The following is a 23772-nucleotide window of genomic DNA, read 5'->3' as shown; positions in this document are numbered from 1 at the left end:
TTCAATTTATGAAAAAGAGACATTTCGCATTTTACTTAATTGCTTTTTTTACAACTTTCTTAGGTTTTGCTCAAGAGGAAGTGTTGGATCAAAACCCAAATTATAAAAAAAGTATGGCTGTTTATTTAAACACCTATAAAGAAACTACCTTAACACAAGGTACTACAAGCCAAGAAACTTATAAAGCTATAGATCCTTTACAAGATCGGCGAGATTTAAGAAATTTAAGAAGAAAATATAGAGCCAATAGCCGTTTATGGAGGCACCAAGAAAGAATGGAACGTGCTAAAAACACGCAATATATAGAATACGAATACCCAGCAGATAATTATTATAACGGATATTACAGTAATAACTGGTCTCAATTTAACACAATGTTAAGTTTAGGACTATTTTACGGACTCATTTTATAATTTAATAAAAAAAACAAATCAATAACAGTAATGAAAAAATTAATAACAATCGGCCTTATACTTGCAGTAGCAGTTTTAACCTTAAATTCTTGTTCTAGAAAAGTAGTACGCATCAACACAAACGATCAAGTAGATATTAGCGGAAGATGGAACGACACAGATTCTAGACTGGCTTCAGAGGAGTTAACAGACGAAATTCTTAGAGGAAATTGGCTAACAGATTTTGTACAAGAAAACGGAAAAAAACCAATTATAATTGTTGGTTTGGTGCGTAATAAAACACACGAACATATAGATGCCGAAACTTTTACGAAAGAAATAGAAAAAGCATTTATAAAAAGACAAAATGCGCGTATTGTTTCTGGAGGTAAAATGAGAGAAGAGTTAAGAGCAGAACGTGCAGACCAACAAGAAAACGCTTCTTTATCTACCGTTAAAAAGTTTGGTTTAGAAGCAGGTGCAGATTTTATGTTGCAAGGAAACATCAACTCGATTGTAGATGCATTAGGAAGACAAAAAGTAGTTTATTATCAAATAGATTTAGAACTTACAAACATACAAACCAACGAAAAAGTTTGGATTGGTGATAAGAAAATTAAAAAATACATTAAAAATTAATTTTTTTAAACCTTAAATTATATAAAAAAGCTTTCCTATAACTTACCCTAGGAAAGCTTTTTAACATTAGATTTTATGAGAAATCCAATTTCATTAAAAATAATAATCTACAACTTGTTTGTATTACTTTTTTTAAGCAGTTGCGGCAGTACCTATAATGTAAAAAGTGAAGCATTTCAACAAGAATTACAAAACGGAAACACCCAATTAGCACTCGAAAAATTAGACAAAAACAAGTTTCTAAAAAAAGATAGAAATTTATTACTCTATTATTTAGAAAAAGGAAAAGTTGCTTATTTAGATAACGATTACGAATTAAGCAATACCTTTTTAAATAAAGCAGACGATTTTATTTTAGAAAATAAAAGAGATGTTGGTGGCAAAATATTGGGCACACTTTTAAACCCAGAACAAGAAGCCTATTTAGGCGAAGATTTCGAAAAAGTGGCAATCCATTATTACAAAGCTTTAAATTATACTTTTTTAAACAAGTTCGATGAAGCTTTGGTAGAAGTTAGAAAAATAAATTTACAGCTTCAACAAATAAACGAAAAATACCCAAGTGACCAAAAAAATAGATATACCACAGATGCTTTTGCATTAAGCTTGCAAGGCATGCTGTATGAATCTTCTGGAAATATAAACGACGCATTTATTTCTTACAGAAATGCTGTTGATTTGTATTTAAAAAACGAAGGGCATTATTTTGGAGTCGATATTCCAAACCAATTAAAAGAAGATCTTTTAAGAACTGCAAAACATTTAGGTTTTACAAATGAGTTTTTACGTTACAAAAAGCTTTTAAATTACGATTATACAGAAAAAAACAACAGCAATGGCGAAGTAATTATTTTTTGGGAAAATGGATTAATTCCTTATAAAGACGAAAATAATTTTGCATTTACCATTTTGCCAGGAAAAGAAACAGGTATTGTTACCATCTATAATAAAGAATTAAATCTTAATATACCAATACCTATTAGCAATAAGAAAAATAAAAAAAATAAATTTTCTGATATTAGTGTTTTTAACGTCGCATTTCCTAAATATGTCGCAAGGCACCCTTATTTTACAGATGCTACAATAAAAAAAGATTCTGTAGAAACCTACCATTTTCAGCTTGCTCAAAATTACGAAGAAATAGCGTTTAAGACCTTAAAAGACAGAACCCTAAGAGAAATAGGAAAAGTAGCATTACGTTTGGCAGTGAAAAAAACTTCTGAATATTTAGTAAGAGATAAAAATGAAGATTTAGGAGCATTGCTAGGTATTTTTAACTCCATAACAGAAGGTGCAGATACTAGAAATTGGCAAAGTTTGCCTCAAAAAATCTATTATACTAGAATTCCTCTACAAAAAGGAAAAAACACCTTTACGATTCAACTATTAAAAAATGGAAATACCGCTTCTGAAAAGAAAATAGAAGTAACAGGAACAGGAAACCTTGTTTTTAGAAAAATATCTAGCTTAAATTCTTATTAACCTGAATTTAATATAAAATAATAAATGGTATAATTTTTTACTGAATATTAAAAATACAACCTAAAAACGGCTTATTTATTCTTAGCTTCAATCCATTTACTCATATATTTTGTGGCTTGTAAAGTTTGATGTCGTAACAAACTTCCCATAAAATTATTCGTTCTATGGTTTTCTAAATGATATTGAATTTCTTCTATTTTATTGAAAAATAAGTCTCCGTTTTTTTCTTTGCTGTAAATCGAATTGATAATTTCTACACCATTTTTTTGAGATTGTTCCCAAATATTTTTATCCGAATATAATTGAACTGATTTTGATACAAATTCAGAATAATTATCCACTACAAAACCATTCCAAGGCAAGTTATTAGACATCCCTTCTACTCCAATTGAAGTGGTTACACTTGGCGTTCCACAAAGCATGGCTTCTGTTAATTTACCTTTAATTCCTGCTCCAAAATTTATAGGTGCTAAAACCACTTTTGCATTGCCAACAACTTTATGGGCATCTTCTGCAAAACCTTTAATAATAAACCCCTCATTTTTATTGTGCAGTTGTTGTATTTGTTGGTTTACATACGCCCCATAAATATGCATTTCTGCTTTTGGCAATTGCTTTCTAACCTCTTTCCAAACTTTATTTTTCAAAGTTAAAACAGCATCTACATTGGGTTTGTGATAAAAATTTCCAATAAAAATAAAGTGATCTCTTTCTTCAAAATTTTTCCATTTATGCTGATGAGTTTCGTCTATTTCATCAAAAAGAAAAGGAACATAAAGCAATAAAGAATCTTTTATTTTAAAGGTATTTTTTAGCAATTCTATTTCGAAAGTAGAAATTATTAAAGACAAATCGCATCTTAAAATAGCTACGATTTCTCTTTTGGTAATATCCTGTTTTAGGAGTTCATCAATAGAAAAATCTACTTTACTTTTTAAACAGATTTCTCTGGTTTTTCGCAAACAATGTAAATCTTCTGTGTCTAAAATTCGAATTGCTTTTGGGCAATTTTCTGCAACTCGCCACCCAAATTGTTCTTCCACCATAAAACGATCAAACAACACCATTTCTGGTTGCAAATTTTTTATAAAAACATCAAAAGAAGTATTGTTTAATTCAATAGAAACCTCACTAATTCCTAGCATATTTAAATCGATTGCTTTTTCGCTTTTTATGGCATACGAAGCAAAAGTAATTTTATAATCTCGTTCTAAAAACTGATTGATTAACTGCAACATTCTTTTTCCTGCAGCAGAAGAATTGGGTTCTACCCAAACATAACCAATTATTAATAGCGATTTTTTTTGCAATTATTTGGCTTGCATTTTCGATTTATATTCTGTTTGCACTCTTTTTCCCCAAGCCACAACTGCATCTATTTGTGCTTGCGTTAAATTGGCATTTGCGTGGGTCCATGTGTACGATTTTAAAGGCATTTCTCCTTTCTCTACTTCTTCGTGTAACTCGTCCATTTTATGCTCTTTCTTCTTCATAGAATAATCGTTCCAAGCAGAGAAATTTAGGTGTTTTTTTCCATCTTTAATATGGTCTGCTAACCAATAATTTACAGGAGTAATTTTATAATACCATGGATATATTGTTTTATTGCTATGGCAATCGAAACAAGTGATTTTTAAAATCTCTTTTACATCTGCTGGCGGATATGTTTCCATTAAAAATGGTTCTACAGAAGCCATATCTCCATCATTTTTTTCGGGGCTAAAAAATTGTGCGATTACAAATAACACAAGTAAAACTAACAGTATTTTTTTAAGAATTTTCATGGGTAAAATATTATAATAATTATAGTGGTAAAACTACGTAATTCTCACTTTATTCTGTAAAAATATCCGTATTTTTGTCAACTATATTTAAAATTGAAACCGAAAGGTTGTCAAAAAAATAAAAACAAAGGTACTTATGAAATACGATATTATTGTAATTGGTTCTGGTCCTGGAGGATATATTGCTGCGGTTAGAGCTTCTCAATTGGGTAAAAAAGTAGCAATTATAGAAAAATATGCAACTTTAGGCGGCACTTGTTTAAATGTGGGTTGTATTCCTTCAAAAGCATTGTTAGATTCTTCACATCATTATTACGACGCTGTAAATCATTTTGAAGAGCATGGAATTACGGTAGAAACTCCGAAAATAGATTTCGGAAAAATGATAGAGAGAAAAGCAAAAGTTGTAGTAACAACCACTGGAGGAATCAAATACTTAATGGACAAAAACAACATTGATGTTTTTGAAGGTTTAGGTTCTTTTGAAGATAAAACACATGTGAAAATCACAAAAAATGATGGTTCTTCAGAAACAATAGAAGGAACAAACATTATTATTGCAACTGGCTCAAAACCATCTTCTTTACCTTTTATTAATATTGATAAAGAAAGAATTATTACTTCTACAGAGGCTTTAAAATTATCCGAAATTCCTAAAGATTTATTGGTAATTGGTGGTGGTGTAATTGGTTTAGAATTAGGTTCTGTATATAAAAGATTAGGGGCAAATGTTACCGTAATAGAATATATGGACAAGATTGTGCCAGGAATGGATGCTGATGTTTCTAAAGAATTACAAAAGGTGTTAAAGAAACAAGGTGTTAAATTTGCCACAAGTCATAAAGTAAGCGCTGTTGAAAGAAATGGTGATACAATTACAGTAAAAGCAACTGATAAAAAAGATAGAGAAATTGAGTTTTCTGGAGATTATTGCTTGGTTTCTGTTGGTAGAAAAGCATATACAGAAGGTTTAGGTTTAGAAAAAGTTGGTGTGGAAGTAAATGAGCGTGGGCAAATTTCTGTAAACGATCATTTACAAACCAATATAAACAATATTTACGCAATTGGTGATGTTGTAAAAGGTGCAATGTTAGCACACAAAGCAGAAGAAGAAGGTGTTGTTGTTGCTGAATATTTAGCTGGTGAAAAACCACATATCGATTATAATTTAATTCCAGGAATCGTTTATACATGGCCAGAAGTTGCGGCAGTTGGTAAAACTGAAGACGAATTAAAAGAAGCAAAAGTTGATTATAAAGCTGGTAAATTTTCGATGAGAGCTTTAGGTAGGTCTCGTGCAAGTGGAGATATAGACGGATTTGTAAAAGTTTTGGCAGATAAAAATACGGATGAAATTTTAGGCGTTCATATGGTTGGCGCAAGAGTTGCTGACTTAATTATGGAAGCTGCAGTTGCAATGGAATACAGGGCGTCTGCAGAAGATTTGGCAAGAATTTGTCATGGTCACCCAACGTATTCTGAAGCTGTAAAAGAAGCTGCAAAAGCGGCTTGGGATGGAAAACCTTTAAATGCATAATTTTTAAATGTTTCTTTTTTTTGAAATGTTTAAAATAACTATAATTAAGACCTTTTAAGTAATTCACTTAAAAGGTCTTATTATTTTTGATTTTGTGGTTTTTAGACACGGATTTAGATGGCGAATTTTTCTCTAAATTTATACCATTTCTTACTACTCTATACTTAATTCTCTAATCTCAAACTTTGCTTATTTTTACAAAATGCAGAAAATTACTTTCTCTCTTTTATTTTTAGTGACTTCTTTTTTTTCATTCAGTCAAAAGAAAGATACTATTCGATTAAAAAACGGAATAGACAAACCAAGTATGTTGCCCATTCATCATTTTGGGTTGTTTTCTGCACGAATAAACCAGAATTTTAAGGTACGTCCGCCTCAAAAAATGGTGTTGAATATTTCGTTGGCAAGTGCCAATACGTTTCATCCTTTTGTAGAAATGTATTTACCAAAAGACAATACCATAAGAAATCGACTTCGTGAAAAAATTTGGTATAACAGAAATTTTTATAAAGATCAACAAACAACACCTGCTTTATACGAAAACATCGTTATAGATGCTGTTTTTAAAAATTTTAGAATCGATTTTAACACAAAAGTTGCTAAAAATCACGAGTTGGCTGTTTCACTTCGCTCTTATTTAGTAACCAAAGGAAAATATCCGTTTTCGTTATTTACAAGTGACGAAAGCATAGAATGGTTTCATAGCAATATTGCTGGTGGCGAAGATCCTTTTGGGCGAAAATATTACGGATTAAATCAAGTAAATGTTCGTTATCAAGATAGAAAAGGACGAAAATTAGAGCTAAAAGACGGTCAATTTATTTTTGCGGGAATTGAGGTACATCATTTTTATTATCCAAATTTTATCAACCTTAAAAAGAAAAATATTTTTCTAAATTTTGGTTCGGATTTAGGCGTCAATACCTCTAAAGACAACCCTTCTTTAGACTTTGGCTTTTCTGGAAACATTGTAAAAAAATGGCACTTAAAAAACACCAATGAAATTAGAACATCTTTTGGAACAGCCATTTTAAGAAGAAATATTGTCGATTTTAAAAAGAACATTCAACTAGGTAATAACAAATATTTGTTGAGTTTCGAAGGAATGTTAGAATACACAAAATACACTCGAAAAGGAAACTACCATGCTGTTTCTGCAAATTATCAAATACAATCGAGTTTTAGCAAAAGAGACGAAGCCAACTATTATCAATTGGTTGGCAAATGGCAAGAAATACATTCTGGATGGCAAAATGGTTTTGAGAAATTGTACGATTACCAATCTGCCTGGAGCTGGATGTACACCTATGGAAGAGAAAATTATAGCTTTTCTATCTATTTAAAAGAAGATTTATCTCTAAACAATTCGCCTGATGTACAAACAGGAATTAGTTTAAAAATTCCTATTGCAAACCGATTGTACCAATAAAATATCAAAATATTGTATTTTTGCCTCAAATATGCAAAGAACCATTCGTACTTTTTCTGTTGAAAATATGGCTAATTTCAAACAAAATCTTTTGTACTGGAGCCAACAATTCGAAACCGCAATTTGGTTAGATTCTAACAACTACGAACAACAATATTCTAGTTTCGATGCTGCTTTGGCAGTAGAAGAATTTACTTCTATAAAAACAGATTATTACCAAGCTTTCGAGAAATTAAAAGCATACCAAACCACAACCAAAGACTATATTTTCGGCTACATTTCTTACGACGTAAAAAACGATGTCGAACGACTTTCTTCAAAAAATTTCGACGGATTAAATTTTGCAGATTTGTATTTTTTTCAACCTCAAAAACTACTTTTTATTAAAGAAAATACCATTGAATTTCAGTATTTAAAAATGGTAGATAATAAGATTGAAAGTGATTTTGAAGAAATTTCTAAAATGTCATTTCGAGCGAAGTCGAGAAATCTTAAAATAAAACAATTTAAACCAGATATTAAAATAAAACTAAGAATTCATAAAGACGAATACCACCATAAAGTTACCAAAGTTTTAGAACATATCCATAGAGGCGATATTTACGAAGCCAATTTTTGTCAAGAATTTTATGCTAAAAATTCAACCATAAATCCTGTTGAAGTTTACAAGCATTTAAACCAAATTTCAGAACCTCCATTTGCCACATTTTTAAAAATAGCACATCAATATGCATTGTGTGCTTCACCAGAAAGATACATTCGTAAAGAAGGTCGTAAAATTATTTCTCAGCCAATAAAAGGAACCGCAAAAAGATTGGTTAGCTCGATTGACGATGCCAAAATTGCATCCGATTTATCGAGAGATATTAAAGAACGTGCAGAAAATGTAATGATTGTAGATTTGGTAAGAAACGACCTATCTAAAACTGCTAAAAAAGGAAGTGTAAAAGTCGAAGAATTATGCAAAGTATATTCCTTTAAACAAGTCCATCAAATGATTTCTACAGTGGTTTCCGAAATCGAAAAAACCACCCATTCTGTGGACGTTATTAAAGACACGTTTCCTATGGGAAGCATGACAGGCGCTCCAAAAGTTTCTGCAATGAAAATTATCGAAAACTTAGAAGAAACCAAGCGTGGCCTCTATTCTGGCACTGTAGGTTATTTTACCCCAAATGGCGATTTCGATTTTAATGTAATCATCCGAAGCATTTTATATAACAAAGAAAAAAAGTACATTTCTTACTCTGTGGGCAGTGCAATTACAGCAAAATCGAGTCCAGAAAAAGAGTACGAAGAATGTCTATTAAAGGCAAAAGCAATGCGTTTTGCTTTGTTAAATTCAAAATAAATCTTAACTATTTTTTTAAAGCTATTTATAGCTTGGAATTTATCTTGAGCGAAGTCGAAAGACGATATCTTTTTTCGTTCCTCAAAAAAAGGATGCCTTTATAATCTAGACGAAACCTGTTTAACAACTTTTAGCATTAAAAAACCATAGGCTTATTAAAACATTTTCTTTACCTATCTTTACCTTATGATTACGAACCAAGACGAAAAATTTAAGAAAATATTCGACAATTTAAAAGACAAACCAACAGAACAAAACATTTTTAACGGTTATTTAGCGCTATTTCCAGAAGATTGGAAACAACGTAAAATTTTGTATTCTAAATTCAATAGAAGTAAACAATTTGGTAAAACCATTCCGCTGCCTAAACCCGAAATTTCTTTGCGAAAAGAAATTCGTGCTTGGTTGAAAAAAAAATAAAAAATTTCTTTAAAACAACTCTATCTTAAGGCAGATCCACAGAGGCATTTTACTAGTTTCATTTTCACCTAAAAAAAGTTAAAAACAAAAATTCTGTATTTAGATTCCCATTTTCACAGGAATAACAATTTCAACACAAACCCCGAGGCAAATCTTCGAAGAATTCTTTTCGATTAAAAGTTCTTTTCTATTTTATGTCGAAATTAATTTTATGCGTAATTTCGCAACCGAATTATGAGCATTATTTCTAAAGACATACAAAAGGCCGTAAAACTATTAACTAACGAGCAATTGGTAGCCATACCTACTGAAACCGTGTATGGTTTGGCAGGAAATATTTTTAGTGAAAAAGCAATAAATAGCATTTTCTCTACGAAAAAGCGCCCGTTTTTTAATCCGTTAATTGTGCATATTTCTGAGGTTAAAGAATTAGAAAATATAGTAACTCATATTCCCCAAAAAGCAAAATTATTGGCAGAGGCTTTTTGGCCAGGTTCTATGACTTTGGTTTTAAAAAAGAATGAAAAAATTCCAGATTTAATTACCGCTGGAAAAGATACTGTTGCTGTTCGCATTCCAAATCACCCTGTAACTTTAGAGCTTTTAAGACAATTGCCTTTTCCTTTGGCCGCACCAAGCGCAAACCCTTTTGGTAGCATTAGCCCGACAAAACCAGAGCATGTAGAACGTTATTTTAAAAATGATATTCAGCAAGTTTTAGATGGTGGTTCTTGCGAAAACGGAATAGAATCTACCATTATTGGTTTCGAAAACGACGAGCCAATTATTTACAGGTTAGGTGCTTTGGCTTTAGAAGATATTAAAGCAATTGTGGGTGAAATTACCATTAAAAACAAGAAAGAACAAAGCCCAGATGCTCCAGGAATGTTGGCAAGACATTATGCCCCATCTACAAAAACTTTTCTGGTTGATAATGTTGCCGAAGAAATTAAAAAGCACCCGAATAAAAAAATTGGAGTTTTAGTTTTTAAAACTTCTTTAAAGAATAAAAACTTAATAGAAATTATTTTATCTGAAAAGGGTTTTTTGCAAGAAGCAGCTTCTAAATTATACGATTCTTTACATCAATTAGATCGCTTACAATTAGATGTAATAATTACAGAGCGTTTTCCTAATAATGGCTTAGGAAAATCGATTAACGACCGTTTGCAACGTGCCACTTTTAGCGCATAAAAGAGGCTTTTTTCAATCATACTTCTTAAATATTTATACACTATCTGAAATTTTATGTAAAATAATTTCAGAAGGTGTAATACCATTTCTTAAAAAACGCTTACACCCCTTTACTCCCAATTGTTTCTAATATCGACCACTTATTTATTCTAAACACTACCCGTCGTTTATATACAAGACCTTTGTGGCATTGTTAAACACAAAATCAAATAAATTATGAAGAAAATTATGAATTTAATGTTCTGCATAATAATCACAAATGTGGCATGGTCTCAAGACTTTCATGTGGCATCAGGAGGGGAAATAACAACTCTGCCTGGAGGTGTATTATATGCAGGAAGCAATGTTTCTGTTGTCGGAAACTTAACAGTAGAATCTGACGCCACAAAAAGTGGTTCTTTTATTGTTGATGGAAATGCAGCAGGGAACATCACTTACAAACGCCATATTTCAGATACCGATTGGCATTTAATCTCTGCTCCAGTAGCAACTTATAGTGTTTCTAGTTTTATTGCAGATGCTAGCAATAATGTGGCACAAAGTGGAGCTTCTAGTAATTATGGAGTGTCGTATTATAAAAATACAAACACCCCTACAAAAAGGTGGACCTACCACAACACTGCACCCACAAAAGAAAATCAAGAAACGTTAGCTAATTTCGAGTCGGGTGTTGGTTATAGTATGAAAAAAACAACTGCTGGTAATTATACTTTTACGGGCGCTTTAGCAGATGAAGATGTAACTGTATCGATACCAAAAATTTCTAGTGGAACTAATTTTTGGGCATGTGTGGGTAACCCATATCCTTCTTTTTTACCTGCTAACAACAATGCAAACGCAGTTGCAAATGTTTTAAGTGAAAACATCGATAAACTAGACCCAAGTTTTGCTTTTTTATATATATGGAATGGAACTACTTATGCGCCATTAAGACATTCTGACCCAGCTTTACAATTAGCTCCAGGACAAGCCTTTTTAGTAGCGGCTAAAAGTGCAAACGAAACATTTACTTTTCCAAAAGCTTTGCAAAATCATCAAAATAGTACCGCAACTTTTTATAAAACAAGCAACGCTACTCCTACAATTTCTTTGTATGTTTCTAATGGTTCTGCTAGCAAATCAACAACCATCGAGTTTTTAGAAGAAGCTACTACTGGTTTAGACGTTGGTTACGATGCAGGCGCATATCAAGACGGAACACCTACTTTTTCTTTAGATACTCACTTAGTATCAGATAGTAAAGGTATCGATTTTACAATACAAAGCTTACCTACTAGCAGCATAAATAGCAACATAGCAATACCTTTATCTGTTAGAGCTGCAGCCAACCAAGAATTAAGTTTTAGTGTTTCTGTAAATAATTTACCAAAAGGTGTAGATGTTTATTTAGAGGATAAAAAAAATAACACATTTGCAAAGTTAACAGAAACTTCTCATAAAATAAATGTAACCAAAAGTTTAAATGGTACTGGTCGTTTTTTCTTATACACTTCTAGTAAAGTGCTAAATACAGAAAACGCCCCTTTAGCAAACGCTATAAATATTTATAAAACACAAAACAACGTTCTTAGAATTGTAGGTTTAAACACACAAAATAATTCAACTCTAAAAATGTACAGTGTTACTGGTAAAAAAATACTTACAAATCAATTTGTTGCAGGTCAAGTAAAAGACATTCAACTGCCAACAAATTTAGCAACAGGAATTTACATCGTAAATATTGTTTCAGAGAAAGGTGAGTACACTAAAAAGTTAATTATAGAATAACTTTTTAAAAACTTTAAATTTTAAAAAATATAAGATGAAAGAAAAAAAAGAACAAACAGAAAACAAAAATCAAATTACAAGAAAAGAAGCTATTTCTAAAATTGGTAATTATGGGAAATATGCAGCATTAACTGCATTAGGTACCTATATGATTTTAAACCCACAAAAATCACAAGCACAAAGCCCTGATGATCCAGGTACAGGCTTTGATTTTTAATTCGAACATACATATTAACACACATACAATGAAAAAAACAATTATTACAACATGCGCTTTTTTAATGAGTTTTTTGGCGGTTGCTCAAGCCGATGGTAACAAAAACGACGCTCGTTTTTTTGAAAAAGGAAATAGCTACTGGACGGTAGATGCCACTTTTGGGGTTATTGCAGGTTGGGATGCACAGTCTGACGTAGATAGATTAGGAGATATGGTTAATGTAGGGCTTACGGTTGGTGTCGCTAGAACTTTTAAATCTAACTTTTTTACTGCGGCAAGTGCTTCTTTTAGTGTAGCAAAAGAAACAGGCTTATGGAGCAATCCTGTAAATTACTTTTCTGCAAATTTAGAAGGTGGATACAAATTTAAAACAGGTACTTTCTTTGTACCATTTGTAGCACTAGGGGCCAATTATATAAAAGCGCCTAACACCATTGCCAACTCTAAAGACTCTTTTGCTTTTAATCCGTCTGCAGGTATTAATGCATGGTTTAAAAATTCAAGTTTTGGAGTTACAGCTAAATTTGGTTACAGGTTCGCTTCAGAAAAGTATATGGGAACTCACAGATATCTAACAATAGGTTTCATTAAAAAGTTCTAATAATCTGTCATTGCCAGGAACAAAGTAATCTGTTCATTAAGAAAAGTAATCTCAATAAATAAAGGAGAATAACTCACAAACCTTTTGTCATTTCGAACGAGGAACAAGGAGAAATCTCAAAATAAATAAATAACAACAAATAAATTAAATAACAGAAATGCTCATTTTAAAAGACTCTAATTACTAGAAAAAAACAAGAGTGAGAGTTTCTCCCCTTTGGGGAGATTAAGAGGGGCTAATTTAAAACAACAATTATGAAAAAAATATTATTAAGCGTTGCATTTATTGTAGCAAGTTTTACAAGTATTGCACAAGTAGGTGTAGGTACAACAAACCCAGATGCGTCTGCATCTTTAGATGTAGTAAGCACAACAAAAGGTTTTTTACCACCACGTATGACACAAGTACAAATGAATGCCATTGCCTCTCCAGCAGAAGGTTTAATAGTGTATTGTTTAGACTGTACAACAAAAGGATTATATGTAAACAATGGTAACGAGTTTATTAATGTTACTAGTGGTACTAGCGCATCTGAAGGTGGTACTACTACGGTAGTAGACGTTGCAGGACAAAACGGTACAATTTGGATGGACCGTAACTTAGGGGCTACACAACAAGCAGGTAATAGTACAGATGCTGCGGCTTACGGACATTTATACCAATGGGGTAGAGCAGCAGATGGACACCAAATAAGAACAAGTGCAACATCTTCAGGAGCTGTAGTTAGTGGTAGTGAAGGTGCAAACTTTATTGTTGGTTCTAGTGATTGGTTAAGTACACAAGACAATACTTTATGGCAAGCAGGTAATAATGATCCTTGCCCAACAGGATATAGAGTACCTACAGAAACTGAGTTAAATAATGAGCGTTTAGCTTTTTCTACTAACAATGCAGCTGGAGCATATGGTAGTGCTTTAAAGCTTCCCGCAGGAGGTATCCGTAGCTACGTCAATGGTGCCCTTAGCTCTATTGGTAGTGCCGGTTACTATTGGTCAAGTACGGTTAGTGGTTCTCCTGCACGTTTACTACTCTTCACTAGCAGTAATTCTTTCGTGAATACTGCCAATAGGGCTTTCGGTGCCTCTGTTCGTTGCATTAAGGAATAGACACTTTGTATGTATTTGTGCACTTTGGCACTTTAACCTGCCATCCCTTTAGGGTGGCGGGTTTTTATTCTAAAACCGCGTAAGCGGTCAAAAAAAAATTAATATTTATGTTTTTGCTTATTAATAATACAACCAAATTTAATAATGACAACTGAAAATAAAATAGCACTGGTTACTCAAAATAATAAATTGTATTGTTTTAAAGAAGGCATGTTTTGCAAAGTATATAACCAAAATGCAATGTATGTGGTTTATATAACATATAAAAGGGTATAAAGTAAACAGTAAATTTATTAAAACCGTAAACCAACAAGTGTTTAGTTTAGGTTTTCCATATAGTTTAGTTTTAAAAAATGGTTTAATATACCAAAATAAACAGCTTCAAAAAATTGAAGAAACACCTAGCTTTATAGCATATAAAATTAGTTATATTAATAAGGAGAAAGCATATATAAATTGGTGCAATACAATTCTAGAACTTAATAACACTATAACTAAACAAAAAACAAAACCTAACAGTATTTTACAAATACAGCAAGAAATTAAAAATTTTGATTTAGCAAACAAATCACCTATGCAGGCTATGCAGTTTGTAGCAAAATTAAAAGCGTTAATTGTTACACTTTGCTTGTATTAAAAAAAAGTAGTAAAACAGTAAGTTTTAAAAAACAATGCAAAACCTATATTACCAACTTTATTTATCTTACCTAGAGGCACGCAAAAATAAACGTAATACAAACAATCAATTAGCTTTCGAGATAGATGTAGAAACCAAATTATATGAATTAGCCCAACAAATAACAAATAAAACTTATATACCTAAACCTAGTATTGCATTTATGGTTTATAAACCTGTGCAACGAGAAATTTTTGCTGTAGATTTTTCAGATCGTGTGGTGAATCACTTAATATATAGATGCATTTATCAAGACCACGTAGCCCCTTATTTAATACCAGATAGCTATAGTTGCCGTAAAGGTAAAGGTACTTTACATGGTACAAAAAGGTTAAATCATTTTATAAAATCTTGTTCAAATAACTATAAACAAGAGGCCTATATTCTTAAATTAGACATTAAAGGTTATTTTATGAATATGAGTCATAGCATACTCTATAATAAAGTAATTCAGTTTTTAAAGCCAAAAATACGGTATTTGGGTTTAGACTATACTACCTTAAATTTTCTTTTACAAAAAACTATTTTTACCAATGTAGCAATAGGTTGTAGAATTAAAGGAAACCGTTCTAATTGGAAAACCTTACCAAAAGATAAAAGTTTGTTTAGCAAACCCAATGGTATAGGCTTACCTATAGGCAATTTAACCTCGCAAGTATTTGGCAATATTTATTTAAACCAATTAGACCATTATATAAAAAACACCTTACAAATTAAGTATTATAGTAGGTATGTAGATGATATGGTTTTTGTACATAAAAACAAAAACCTCTTAAAAAACATAATTCCTTTAGTACAAAGCGAGTTAGACAATATAGGCTTAACCATTCATCCTAAAAATTATACCTACAGCATTATAGTAAAGGTGCTTTATTTTTAGGCCATTATATTAAACCGTATCGTACATATATTAGCAATCGTACAAAAAATAATTTTTACAATGCTATAAAACAAATTAATAAGTTAGTAGATGCATCTTTTAAAATAGAGTGGGCAATCATGAAACAAATAATAGCAACATTAAACTCATATTTAGGTACATTAAGCCATGCAAAAACATACAATTTAATTGTAAAAGCATTGCAACAACTAAACAGTAAGTTTCATTATTTCTTCGGGTTCACAAAAAATTATTCTAAATCATATATAAAAACAGAGTATTGGCAATGGCATTATTCACTAGCTTACCCGTTAAATTAGGATACGATATGTTAATAGATATTCATAAAATAACCAAAAGTTTTGCTAGAGAACATAAATATACTTTGGGCGAAAAATTAAAAGAACAAAGTTTACAATTATTAATACATATTTATACCGCAAACAAAAACAAAGGTTCAAAAAGAATAGACGCTATTACTCAAATAAAAGAGCACTTAGAAATGGTATGCTTGTTATGGCGCATTAGTAAAGATTTACATATAATAGGTAATAAAGTCTATATAAAACTTAATATTAATATAGAAGAATTATCAAAACAATTAACAGCATGGCAAAAATATATAGCCAGAGCTAGTGCATAAATCTTAAAAAAAGGTTTGGTATTAGGTGTGCTTTTTATTCCTAACACAGCCCTTGTTTATTAGCAATTGCTTTCTTAAAGTTTTTAGTTAAAATTGTTATTCTCGCATATGCTAAAATCTAAAATAAGGACAAGACTATTTATTTAGTCATTTACATTTTTTGTAAAATTCAAGTTTGTGTTTAATACCCCGCAGCAGGTAACCGTAACAACAGTAATGCTAACATGAATACTAACAATAGGGCTAACGGTAACTCTGTTCGTTGAATTAAGGAAAACAATTTTTGCTATGCAGTTTTAAACTAAAAATAAAGTAAAATATAATTAGAAATCATACCGTTTGTCATCCTTTATGAGGCCTGCAAAAGTAGAGCAAACTGTAAAGGATTTCTACAGAAAGACAAACAGGGTGTAATAACAAGACAGAAACAAAATTATAAAAATGAAAAAAGTATTTATGCTAATTACACTAATGTATAGTGTATTAATAACTGCCCAAACCTTAAAAGGCAACCTAAAACAACATAAAGGGCAACAAATTACCTTAACAGGTTTTAACTACTACAAAACAGTAAATTTAGCCACAACTGTGGCAGACAGCCTAGGTAACTTTAGCCTAAACTACCCAAAAAACTACAAGGGTATGGCTATTTTAAACACCCAAGACAATAATAGCTTGGTATTTGTTTTAACACAACCTAGTATACATATAAATGGTACGCATTTAAAAGAAACAGATAGTTTGCAATTTATAAACAGTAAAGAAAACAACAACTTTATAAAATATGCCAAAGACCAAAGTTTGCGTAGCAATGCCTTATCTGCCTTAACATTTTTACAGCCTTTATACAAAAACAAACCTTTGTTTGCCAAACAAAACAAGTTTTTAAAAAAACTAAATAAAGAACAAACCCGTTTACAAAAAGAAGACGCCCAATTTGTAGCCAATTTAAATAAAGAGAGTTATATACGCTGGTTTATACCTTACCGTAAAATGGTGCAAGAAATGCCTGTTATTGTCAGAAAAAAAACAGCCCAAATACCCAATGCTATTTCTTTTTTTAGAACCACAGATTTTAACCACCCAAACTTTAAAACCAGTGGTTTATTTAAAGAGTTTATAGAAGGGCATTATATGTTGCTAGAAAACATGGGGCAATCTTTAGATAGTATAAATGTACAAATGAATTTAAGTTCTAAATATCTTATAGACAACTTACAAGAAAACGATAGTTTATTAAATACAGTAGCAGATAATTTATATAATTATTTTGAAAAACGTAGTTTAATTAAGGCATCAGAATATGTGTCTCTTTATTTGTTAGATACCCAACAATGTTCTTTAAATGATGATGTAGCTGCAAAATTAGAAAGCTACAGAAAAATGAAACCAGGCAATATAGCTCCAGAAATAGTATTTGCCAACAATAAAAAATTAAGCGATCTAAAAACTAATAAATTAGTGGTGTTTGGCGCAAGTTGGTGTCCTCATTGTACAAAAGAGATTGCAAAATTAGTAGAAAACTATAAAAATTGGAAAGATAAAAATGTAGAAATTGTGTATATAAGTATAGACACAGACCAAGTTACATTTAAAAATACCTATAAAAATTTACCTTGGCAACAAACCTATTGCGATTTTAAAGGTTGGGACACCCAAGCTGCAAAAGATTATTATATAACAGGTACTCCTACCTATTATTTATTAGACTCAAATAATACAATATTGATAAGGCCAAAAACGGTATTGCACGCCAGTATTTGGATTGAGACTAAATTGTAGAATCTTCTATGTTTGTTTTCTTGTAAGGAACTTTGCTACCGCGTGAATTTTTTTGTGAGATATTTGTCATGCTGAATCCTAACCTTTGTCATGCTTTACTTTCCTGTATTAGACACCCTCTGTCATTCCGGGCTTGAACCCGGAATCTCTACACCTTATACTTAAAATTAAATAGTTTCCGAATCAAGTTCGGAATGCATTGGGGTACTAAACCAAAAAGTGTGTAAGTAAAGTTATTCTGAAATTTTTCTAGAGCAATATTTAAATTGCTCCATGAGGAAAAATTTCGGAAATAACTTTACGATTAAATAATCACTAAATTTATAAACACACTTTTATTATGAAACCAGAAGATTTATTAAACGAAGAATTTTTAAAACAATTTAAAACAGGTTCAGAACTAACCAGTTTTATAGAACAACTGCACAAACGTGGTGTAGAAAAGATTTTAGAAGGCGAATTAGATGCACATTTAGATTACGATAAGCATCAAAAAAGCAACAATCCTAATTCACGAAATGGCTATGGAACCAAAACAATAAAGACGCATTTAGGAGAAACTAAAATAAAAGTTCCAAGAGATCGCGATGCTACTTTCAATCCAATGCTTATTAAAAAGCGAGAAAGTACTGCAGATGGAGTTGAAAACCTGATTATTTCTTTATATGCCAAAGGAATGAGTACTACAGATATTGAAGAACAAATACGGGAATTGTATAATTTTAACATCTCTAGTTCAGCCATTTCTAGAATCACAGATAAAATTACAGCTGACATTATTGCTTGGAAAAATAGACCTTTAGAAGCTACTTATCTGATTGTATGGATGGATGGCATCGTTTTTAAGGTTCGTGAAAACTCCAAAGTCATCAATAAAACAATTTACATTGCTGTTGGTCTTAGAGTAGATGGTAAAAAAGAAGTTTTAGGACTTTGGTTAGGAAAAAACGAATCTTCCTCTTTTTGGATGAGCGTTTTAACCGACATAAAAGCCAGAGGAACACAAGACATTTTAATTACAGCAACTGATAATTTAAACGGATTTACAGACACCATTAAAACTATTTTTTCCAATTCAGTAACACAAATATGTGTGGTTCATCAAATCAGAAACTCTTGTAAATATGTAGTCTGGAAAGATAAAAAAGCCTTTACAAGAGATATGAAGCAAATCTATACAGCTCCTACAAAAGAAGCAGCAAAAGCAGCCTTAGAAGACTTTAAAGAAAAATGGGAATCCAAATATTCTTATGCCATTAAATCATGGGAAAACAATTGGGATGAACTCACTGTTTTCTTCGATTTCCCATTAGAAATCAGAACCATTATTTATACCACAAATTTGATAGAAAACTTAAATGGGAAAATTAGAAAATACACTAAAAACAAACTCTCATATCCAACAGATGATGCTGTAATTAAATCCGTATTTTTAGCTTTGAGAGAATCAACAAAAAAATGGACATTGCCTATTAGAAATTGGGGTATCATTCTTAACCAATTTTTGGCTATATTTGAAAACAGGATTAAACTATGAAAAATTTAATCCTGTAATTTTTAACTTACACACTTTGCGGGAAAGTGTCTCTTATGGAGATTTGTACCAATGGGGTAGATCAAAAGATGGACACCAGAATAGAACTTCTAATACTACAACTGTAACAGCGACAAGTGCAAACCCTAGACACGGTAACTTTATTGAAACCACATTCCAAACTGATAATAACTGGACAGATTTTGCAGGCGAAAATGGCTTATGGCAAAATGGTTTAAACGATCCTTGTCCTTCAGGGTACAGAATACCTACAAAAGCAGAGCTAAACGCAGAACGATTAAATTTTAATAGCAACGATAGAAATGGTGCTTTTACAGCTTTAAAACTAACGACGGGAGGCTACCGAGAAAGCAGTCTTTCTACAATTTTCGCTGCAGGTAGCGAAGGCTTCTATTGGACTAGTACAGTAAGTGGTTCTGAAGCACGTTACATGTACAGCTTTTTCGCTAGTTCGACCATCAGTACTACCAGACGTGGGGAGGGTACTCGGTACGTTGCATTAAAAAGTAAAATCCTTTGTACTTTATACAATTTAAACTTAAACTGGCTGTCCTTAGGGCAGTCAGTTTTTGTAAAGTCACATTTATCGTATGTACAAAATATTATACTATTTCTTGTTTAAAATTGCTGTAAAAGAAAATGATGATTTTTACTTACTACAAAAAATGAAACATTTGATATGACATAGTTCTATTTTAACGTAGTTTTAAAATGCTTACACCATTTCTTAAAAAAAGCTTACACCCCTTTACTCCCAATTATTCCTAATATCTACCAGTTATTTATTCTAAACACTACCCGTCGTTTATATACAAGACCTTTGTGGCATTGTTAAACACAAAATCAAATAAATTATGAAGAAAATTATGAATTTAATGTTCTGCATAATAATCACAAATGTGGCATGGTCTCAAGACTTTCATGTGGCATCAGGAGGGGAAATAACAACTCTGCCTGGAGGTGTATTATATGCAGGAAGCAATGTTTCTGTTGTCGGAAACTTAACAGTAGAATCTGACGCCACAAAAAGTGGTTCTTTTATTGTTCAGGGAAATGCAACAGGAAACATCACTTACGAACGCCATATTTCAGATACCAATTGGCATTTAATCTCTGCTCCAGTAGCAACTTATAGTGTTTCTAATTTTATTGCAGATGCTAGCAATAATGTAGCACAAAGTGGAGCATCTAGTAATTATGGAGTGTCGTATTATAAAAATACAAACACCCCCACAAAAAGGTGGACCTACCACAACACTGCACCCACAAAAGAAAATCAAGAAACGTTAGCTAATTTCGAGTCGGGTGTTGGTTATAGTATGAAAAAAACAACTGCTGGTAATTATACTTTTACGGGCGCTTTAGCAGATGAAGATGTAACTGTATCGATACCAAAAATTTCTAGTGGAACTAATTTTTGGGCATGTGTGGGTAACCCATATCCTTCTTTTTTACCTGCTAACAACAATGCAAACGCAGTTGCAAATGTTTTAAGTGAAAACATCGATAAACTAGACCCAAGTTTTGCTTTTTTATATATATGGAATGGAACTACTTATGCGCCATTAAGACATTCTGACCCAGCTTTACAATTAGCTCCAGGACAAGCCTTTTTAGTAGCGGCTAAAAGTGCAAACGAAACATTTACTTTTCCAAAAGCTTTGCAAAATCATCAAAATGGTACCGCAACTTTTTATAAAACAAGCAACGCTACTCCTACAATTTCTTTGTATGTTTCTAATGGTTCTGCTAGCAAATCAACAACCATCGAGTTTTTAGAAGAAGCTACTACTGGTTTAGATGTTGGCTACGATGCAGGCGCATATCAAGACGGAACACCTACTTTTTCTTTAGATACTCACTTAGTATCAGATAGTAAAGGTATCGATTTTACAATACAAAGCTTACCTACTAGCAGCATAAATAGCAACATAGCAATACCTTTATCTGTTAGAGCTGCAGCCAACCAAGAATTAAGTTTTAGTGTTTCTGTAAATAATTTACCAAAAGGTGTAGATGTTTATTTAGAGGATAAAAAAAATAACACATTTGCAAAGTTAACAGAAACTTCTCATAAAATAAATGTAACCAAAAGTTTAAATGGTATTGGTCGTTTTTTCTTATACACTTCTAGTAAAGTGCTAAATACAGAAAACGCCCCTTTAGCAAACGCTATAAATATTTATAAAACACAAAACAACGTTCTTAGAATTGTAGGTTTAAACACACAGAATAATTCAACTCTAAAAATGTACAGTGTTACTGGTAAAAAAATACTTACAAATCAATTTGTTGCAGGTCAAGTAAAAGACATTCAACTGCCAACAAATTTAGCAACAGGAATTTACATCGTAAATATTGTTTCAGAGAAAGGTGAGTACACTAAAAAGTTAATTATAGAATAACTTTTTAAAAACTTTAAATTTTAAAAAATATAAGATGAAAGAAAACAAAGAACAAACAGAAAACAAAAATCAAATTACAAGAAAAGAAGCTATTTCTAAAATTGGTAATTATGGGAAATATGCGGCATTAACTGCCTTAGGTACCTACATGATTTTAAACCCACAAAAATCACAAGCGCAAAGCCCTGATGATCCAGGTACAGGCTTTGATTTTTAATTCGAACATACATATTAACACACATACAATGAAAAAAACAATTATTACAACATGCGCTTTTTTAATGAGTCTTTTGGCGGTTGCTCAAGCCGATGGTAACAAAAACGACGCTCGTTTTTTTGAAAAAGGAAATAGCTACTGGACGGTAGATGCCACTTTTGGGGTTATTGCTGGTTGGGATCAAAAAGCTGATGTAGATCGATTGGGAGATATGGTTAATGTAGGGCTTACGGTTGGTGTCGCTAGAACTTTTAAATCTAACTTTTTTACTGCGGCAAGTGCTTCTTTTAGTGTAGCAAAAGAAACAGGCTTATGGAGCAATCCTGTAAATTACTTTTCTGCAAATTTAGAAGGGGGTTACAAATTTAAAACAGGTACTTTCTTTGTACCATTTGTAGCACTAGGGGCCAATTATATAAAAGCGCCTAACACCATTGCCAACTCTAAAGACTCTTTTGCTTTTAACCCGTCTGCAGGTATTAATGCATGGTTTAAAAATTCAAGTTTTGGAGTTACAGCTAAATTTGGTTACAGGTTCGCTTCAGAAAAGTATATGGGAACTCACAGATATTTAACAGTCGGTATTATTAAAAAATTCTAAATACATAATTAATCTTTTGCTTTTGTTATTCCGAGCTTGTCGAAGCATCTCATAAAAAGCAATTTCAATTAAAACAAAAAAAAACGAGAGCAACTCTCAAAAAAAAAAGTAAATAAAAAACATACATAAAGTAAACATTTAAATTATGAAAAAAATATTATTTAGCATTGCTTTTATAGCAACAAGTTTTACAAGTATTGCACAAGTAGGCGTAGGCACAACAAACCCAAATGCTTCTGCAGCTTTAGATGTAGAAAGTACAACAAAAGGGTTTTTGCCCCCACGTATGACCAAAGCACAAATGAATGCCATAGCAACACCTGCAGAAGGTTTGGTAGTGTATTGTTTAGATTGTACACCCAAAAGTTTATTTGTAAACAATGGTAGCGAATTTGTAAATGTTATCAATGGTCAATCTATAAATTATGGTAAAGATGTTACAACAGCAGTCGTAGATCTTGCAGGAACTGCTGGTCGTGTATGGATGGATCGTAATTTGGGGGCGACACAAGTGGCAACAAATTATAATGATGCAGCTGCTTATGGAGATTTGTACCAATGGGGTAGATCAAAAGATGGACACCAGAATAGAACTTCTAATACTACAACTGTAACAGCGACAAGTGCAAACCCTGGACATGGTAACTTTATTGAAACCACATTCCAAACTGATAATAACTGGACAGATTTTGCAGGCGAAGATGGCTTATGGCAAAATGGTTTAAACGATCCTTGTCCTTCAGGGTACAGAATACCTACAGAAGCAGAGCTAAACGCAGAACGATTAAATTTTAATAGCAACGATAGAAATGGTGCTTTTACAGCTTTAAAACTAACGACGGGAGGCTACCGAGAAAGCAGTCTTTCTACAATTTTCGCTGCAGGTAGCGAAGGCTTCTATTGGACTAGTACAGTAAGTGGTTCTGAAGCACGTTACATGTACAGCTTTTTCGCTAGTTCGACCATCAGTACTACCAGACGTGGGGAGGGGTACTCGGTACGTTGCATTAAAAAGTAAAATCCTTTGTACTTTATACAATTTAAACTTAAACTGGCTGTCCTTAGGGCAGTCAGTTTTTGTAAAGTCACATTTA

25 protein-coding genes are annotated in these 23772 nt (G+C 32.0%); 23 read left to right on the top strand and 2 right to left on the bottom strand.

Going from position 1 to position 23772, the window contains the following annotated elements:
• The first annotated feature begins 8 nt into the window (after positions 1-8).
• From JL193_RS11690 to JL193_RS11680, 3 genes are all read left to right on the top strand, one after another.
• Positions 9-413 (top strand): hypothetical protein, encoded by a 405-nt coding sequence (locus tag JL193_RS11690; RefSeq protein ID WP_207970972.1) that lies wholly within the window; start codon positions 9-11, stop codon positions 411-413.
• 30 nt (positions 414-443) lie between these two features.
• Positions 444-1031: a penicillin-binding protein activator LpoB gene (locus tag JL193_RS11685; protein WP_207970971.1), complete on the top strand. Its 588-nt coding sequence runs from the start codon at positions 444-446 to the stop codon at positions 1029-1031.
• A 75-nt stretch (positions 1032-1106) separates the two neighbouring features.
• A complete protein-coding gene (locus tag JL193_RS11680) occupies positions 1107-2513 on the top strand; it encodes a COG3014 family protein (protein WP_207970970.1) in 1407 nt (468 codons plus the stop codon).
• A 71-nt stretch (positions 2514-2584) separates the two neighbouring features.
• Here the strand turns inward: JL193_RS11680 and JL193_RS11675 are convergent, their stop codons facing one another.
• Complete coding sequence (locus JL193_RS11675; RefSeq protein WP_243456744.1) at positions 2585-3823, bottom strand: glycosyltransferase; 1239 nt, start codon at positions 3821-3823, stop codon at positions 2585-2587.
• On the bottom strand, positions 3824-4297 hold the full coding sequence (locus tag JL193_RS11670) for a heme-binding domain-containing protein (RefSeq protein ID WP_207970969.1): 474 nt from the start codon (positions 4295-4297) through the stop codon (positions 3824-3826).
• A 136-nt stretch (positions 4298-4433) separates the two neighbouring features.
• Here JL193_RS11670 and lpdA point away from each other — a divergent pair, with 136 nt between their 5' ends.
• From lpdA to JL193_RS11570, 20 genes are all read left to right on the top strand, one after another.
• Entirely contained in the window at positions 4434-5834 is a 1401-nt protein-coding gene (gene lpdA, locus JL193_RS11665; protein ID WP_207970968.1) for a dihydrolipoyl dehydrogenase, read from the top strand.
• Positions 5835-6036: 202 nt separating this feature from the next.
• On the top strand, positions 6037-7263 hold the full coding sequence (locus JL193_RS11660; RefSeq protein WP_207970967.1) for a hypothetical protein: 1227 nt from the start codon (positions 6037-6039) through the stop codon (positions 7261-7263).
• Between the two features lie 31 nt (positions 7264-7294).
• On the top strand, positions 7295-8614 hold the full coding sequence (locus tag JL193_RS11655; RefSeq protein WP_207970966.1) for an anthranilate synthase component I family protein: 1320 nt from the start codon (positions 7295-7297) through the stop codon (positions 8612-8614).
• Between the two features lie 186 nt (positions 8615-8800).
• The gene (locus JL193_RS11650; protein ID WP_207970965.1) at positions 8801-9034 is read left to right on the top strand and encodes a hypothetical protein; all 234 of its coding nucleotides are present in this window, start codon (positions 8801-8803) and stop codon (positions 9032-9034) included.
• A 234-nt stretch (positions 9035-9268) separates the two neighbouring features.
• A complete protein-coding gene (locus tag JL193_RS11645; RefSeq protein ID WP_207970964.1) occupies positions 9269-10228 on the top strand; it encodes an L-threonylcarbamoyladenylate synthase in 960 nt (319 codons plus the stop codon).
• A gap of 216 nt (positions 10229-10444) precedes the next feature.
• Positions 10445-11995: a T9SS type A sorting domain-containing protein gene (locus tag JL193_RS11640; RefSeq protein ID WP_207970963.1), complete on the top strand. Its 1551-nt coding sequence runs from the start codon at positions 10445-10447 to the stop codon at positions 11993-11995.
• A gap of 34 nt (positions 11996-12029) precedes the next feature.
• On the top strand, positions 12030-12212 hold the full coding sequence (locus JL193_RS11635) for a hypothetical protein (RefSeq protein ID WP_207970962.1): 183 nt from the start codon (positions 12030-12032) through the stop codon (positions 12210-12212).
• A gap of 28 nt (positions 12213-12240) precedes the next feature.
• A complete protein-coding gene (locus JL193_RS11630; protein ID WP_207970961.1) occupies positions 12241-12813 on the top strand; it encodes a hypothetical protein in 573 nt (190 codons plus the stop codon).
• A 254-nt stretch (positions 12814-13067) separates the two neighbouring features.
• Positions 13068-13919 (top strand): phage tail-like protein, encoded by an 852-nt coding sequence (locus JL193_RS11625; RefSeq protein WP_207970960.1) that lies wholly within the window; start codon positions 13068-13070, stop codon positions 13917-13919.
• 313 nt (positions 13920-14232) lie between these two features.
• Positions 14233-14556: a hypothetical protein gene (locus JL193_RS11620; RefSeq protein ID WP_207970959.1), complete on the top strand. Its 324-nt coding sequence runs from the start codon at positions 14233-14235 to the stop codon at positions 14554-14556.
• Between the two features lie 34 nt (positions 14557-14590).
• Positions 14591-15475, top strand: coding sequence for an RNA-directed DNA polymerase (locus tag JL193_RS11615; protein WP_207970958.1), 885 nt, complete (start codon positions 14591-14593; stop codon positions 15473-15475).
• 119 nt (positions 15476-15594) lie between these two features.
• Positions 15595-15795 (top strand): hypothetical protein, encoded by a 201-nt coding sequence (locus JL193_RS11610; protein WP_207970957.1) that lies wholly within the window; start codon positions 15595-15597, stop codon positions 15793-15795.
• Complete coding sequence (locus JL193_RS11605; RefSeq protein ID WP_207970956.1) at positions 15762-16118, top strand: four helix bundle protein; 357 nt, start codon at positions 15762-15764, stop codon at positions 16116-16118. Before JL193_RS11610 ends, JL193_RS11605 begins: the two co-directional genes overlap by 34 nt.
• Before the next feature lie 441 nt (positions 16119-16559).
• Entirely contained in the window at positions 16560-17900 is a 1341-nt protein-coding gene (locus JL193_RS11600) for a peroxiredoxin family protein (protein WP_207970955.1), read from the top strand.
• A 340-nt stretch (positions 17901-18240) separates the two neighbouring features.
• Positions 18241-19437, top strand: coding sequence for an IS256 family transposase (locus JL193_RS11595; RefSeq protein ID WP_207970593.1), 1197 nt, complete (start codon positions 18241-18243; stop codon positions 19435-19437).
• Positions 19415-20077, top strand: coding sequence for a fibrobacter succinogenes major paralogous domain-containing protein (locus JL193_RS11590; protein ID WP_207970954.1), 663 nt, complete (start codon positions 19415-19417; stop codon positions 20075-20077). Before JL193_RS11595 ends, JL193_RS11590 begins: the two co-directional genes overlap by 23 nt.
• A 232-nt stretch (positions 20078-20309) precedes the next feature.
• Positions 20310-21860, top strand: a complete 1551-nt coding sequence (locus JL193_RS11585) for a T9SS type A sorting domain-containing protein (RefSeq protein WP_207970953.1) — start codon at positions 20310-20312, stop codon at positions 21858-21860.
• Between the two features lie 34 nt (positions 21861-21894).
• Complete coding sequence (locus JL193_RS11580) at positions 21895-22077, top strand: hypothetical protein (RefSeq protein WP_207970952.1); 183 nt, start codon at positions 21895-21897, stop codon at positions 22075-22077.
• A 28-nt stretch (positions 22078-22105) separates the two neighbouring features.
• The gene (locus tag JL193_RS11575; protein ID WP_207970951.1) at positions 22106-22678 is read left to right on the top strand and encodes a hypothetical protein; all 573 of its coding nucleotides are present in this window, start codon (positions 22106-22108) and stop codon (positions 22676-22678) included.
• 145 nt (positions 22679-22823) lie between these two features.
• A complete protein-coding gene (locus JL193_RS11570; protein ID WP_207970950.1) occupies positions 22824-23696 on the top strand; it encodes a phage tail-like protein in 873 nt (290 codons plus the stop codon).
• The last annotated feature ends 76 nt before the right edge of the window (positions 23697-23772 follow it).

Origin of the sequence: Polaribacter batillariae (assembly GCF_017498485.1) — a bacterium.
GTDB lineage: Bacteria > Bacteroidota > Bacteroidia > Flavobacteriales > Flavobacteriaceae > Polaribacter > Polaribacter batillariae.
This window is presented reverse-complemented; position numbering and strand designations above follow the sequence as displayed.

What these genes read in the sequence shown, in the direction of transcription:
- JL193_RS11690 (WP_207970972.1), top strand. Translation starts at nt 9, where the DNA reads ATGAAAAAGAGACATTTCGCATTTTACTTAATTGCTTTTTTTACAACT.
- JL193_RS11685 (WP_207970971.1), top strand. Translation starts at nt 444, where the DNA reads ATGAAAAAATTAATAACAATCGGCCTTATACTTGCAGTAGCAGTTTTA.
- JL193_RS11680 (WP_207970970.1), top strand. Translation starts at nt 1,107, where the DNA reads ATGAGAAATCCAATTTCATTAAAAATAATAATCTACAACTTGTTTGTA.
- JL193_RS11670 (WP_207970969.1), bottom strand. Translation starts at nt 4,297, where the DNA reads ATGAAAATTCTTAAAAAAATACTGTTAGTTTTACTTGTGTTATTTGTA.
- lpdA (WP_207970968.1), top strand. Translation starts at nt 4,434, where the DNA reads ATGAAATACGATATTATTGTAATTGGTTCTGGTCCTGGAGGATATATT.
- JL193_RS11660 (WP_207970967.1), top strand. Translation starts at nt 6,037, where the DNA reads ATGCAGAAAATTACTTTCTCTCTTTTATTTTTAGTGACTTCTTTTTTT.
- JL193_RS11655 (WP_207970966.1), top strand. Translation starts at nt 7,295, where the DNA reads ATGCAAAGAACCATTCGTACTTTTTCTGTTGAAAATATGGCTAATTTC.
- JL193_RS11650 (WP_207970965.1), top strand. Translation starts at nt 8,801, where the DNA reads ATGATTACGAACCAAGACGAAAAATTTAAGAAAATATTCGACAATTTA.
- JL193_RS11645 (WP_207970964.1), top strand. Translation starts at nt 9,269, where the DNA reads ATGAGCATTATTTCTAAAGACATACAAAAGGCCGTAAAACTATTAACT.
- JL193_RS11640 (WP_207970963.1), top strand. Translation starts at nt 10,445, where the DNA reads ATGAAGAAAATTATGAATTTAATGTTCTGCATAATAATCACAAATGTG.
- JL193_RS11635 (WP_207970962.1), top strand. Translation starts at nt 12,030, where the DNA reads ATGAAAGAAAAAAAAGAACAAACAGAAAACAAAAATCAAATTACAAGA.
- JL193_RS11630 (WP_207970961.1), top strand. Translation starts at nt 12,241, where the DNA reads ATGAAAAAAACAATTATTACAACATGCGCTTTTTTAATGAGTTTTTTG.
- JL193_RS11625 (WP_207970960.1), top strand. Translation starts at nt 13,068, where the DNA reads ATGAAAAAAATATTATTAAGCGTTGCATTTATTGTAGCAAGTTTTACA.
- JL193_RS11615 (WP_207970958.1), top strand. Translation starts at nt 14,591, where the DNA reads ATGCAAAACCTATATTACCAACTTTATTTATCTTACCTAGAGGCACGC.
- JL193_RS11610 (WP_207970957.1), top strand. Translation starts at nt 15,595, where the DNA reads ATGAAACAAATAATAGCAACATTAAACTCATATTTAGGTACATTAAGC.
- JL193_RS11605 (WP_207970956.1), top strand. Translation starts at nt 15,762, where the DNA reads ATGGCATTATTCACTAGCTTACCCGTTAAATTAGGATACGATATGTTA.
- JL193_RS11600 (WP_207970955.1), top strand. Translation starts at nt 16,560, where the DNA reads ATGAAAAAAGTATTTATGCTAATTACACTAATGTATAGTGTATTAATA.
- JL193_RS11595 (WP_207970593.1), top strand. Translation starts at nt 18,241, where the DNA reads ATGAAACCAGAAGATTTATTAAACGAAGAATTTTTAAAACAATTTAAA.
- JL193_RS11585 (WP_207970953.1), top strand. Translation starts at nt 20,310, where the DNA reads ATGAAGAAAATTATGAATTTAATGTTCTGCATAATAATCACAAATGTG.
- JL193_RS11580 (WP_207970952.1), top strand. Translation starts at nt 21,895, where the DNA reads ATGAAAGAAAACAAAGAACAAACAGAAAACAAAAATCAAATTACAAGA.
- JL193_RS11575 (WP_207970951.1), top strand. Translation starts at nt 22,106, where the DNA reads ATGAAAAAAACAATTATTACAACATGCGCTTTTTTAATGAGTCTTTTG.
- JL193_RS11570 (WP_207970950.1), top strand. Translation starts at nt 22,824, where the DNA reads ATGAAAAAAATATTATTTAGCATTGCTTTTATAGCAACAAGTTTTACA.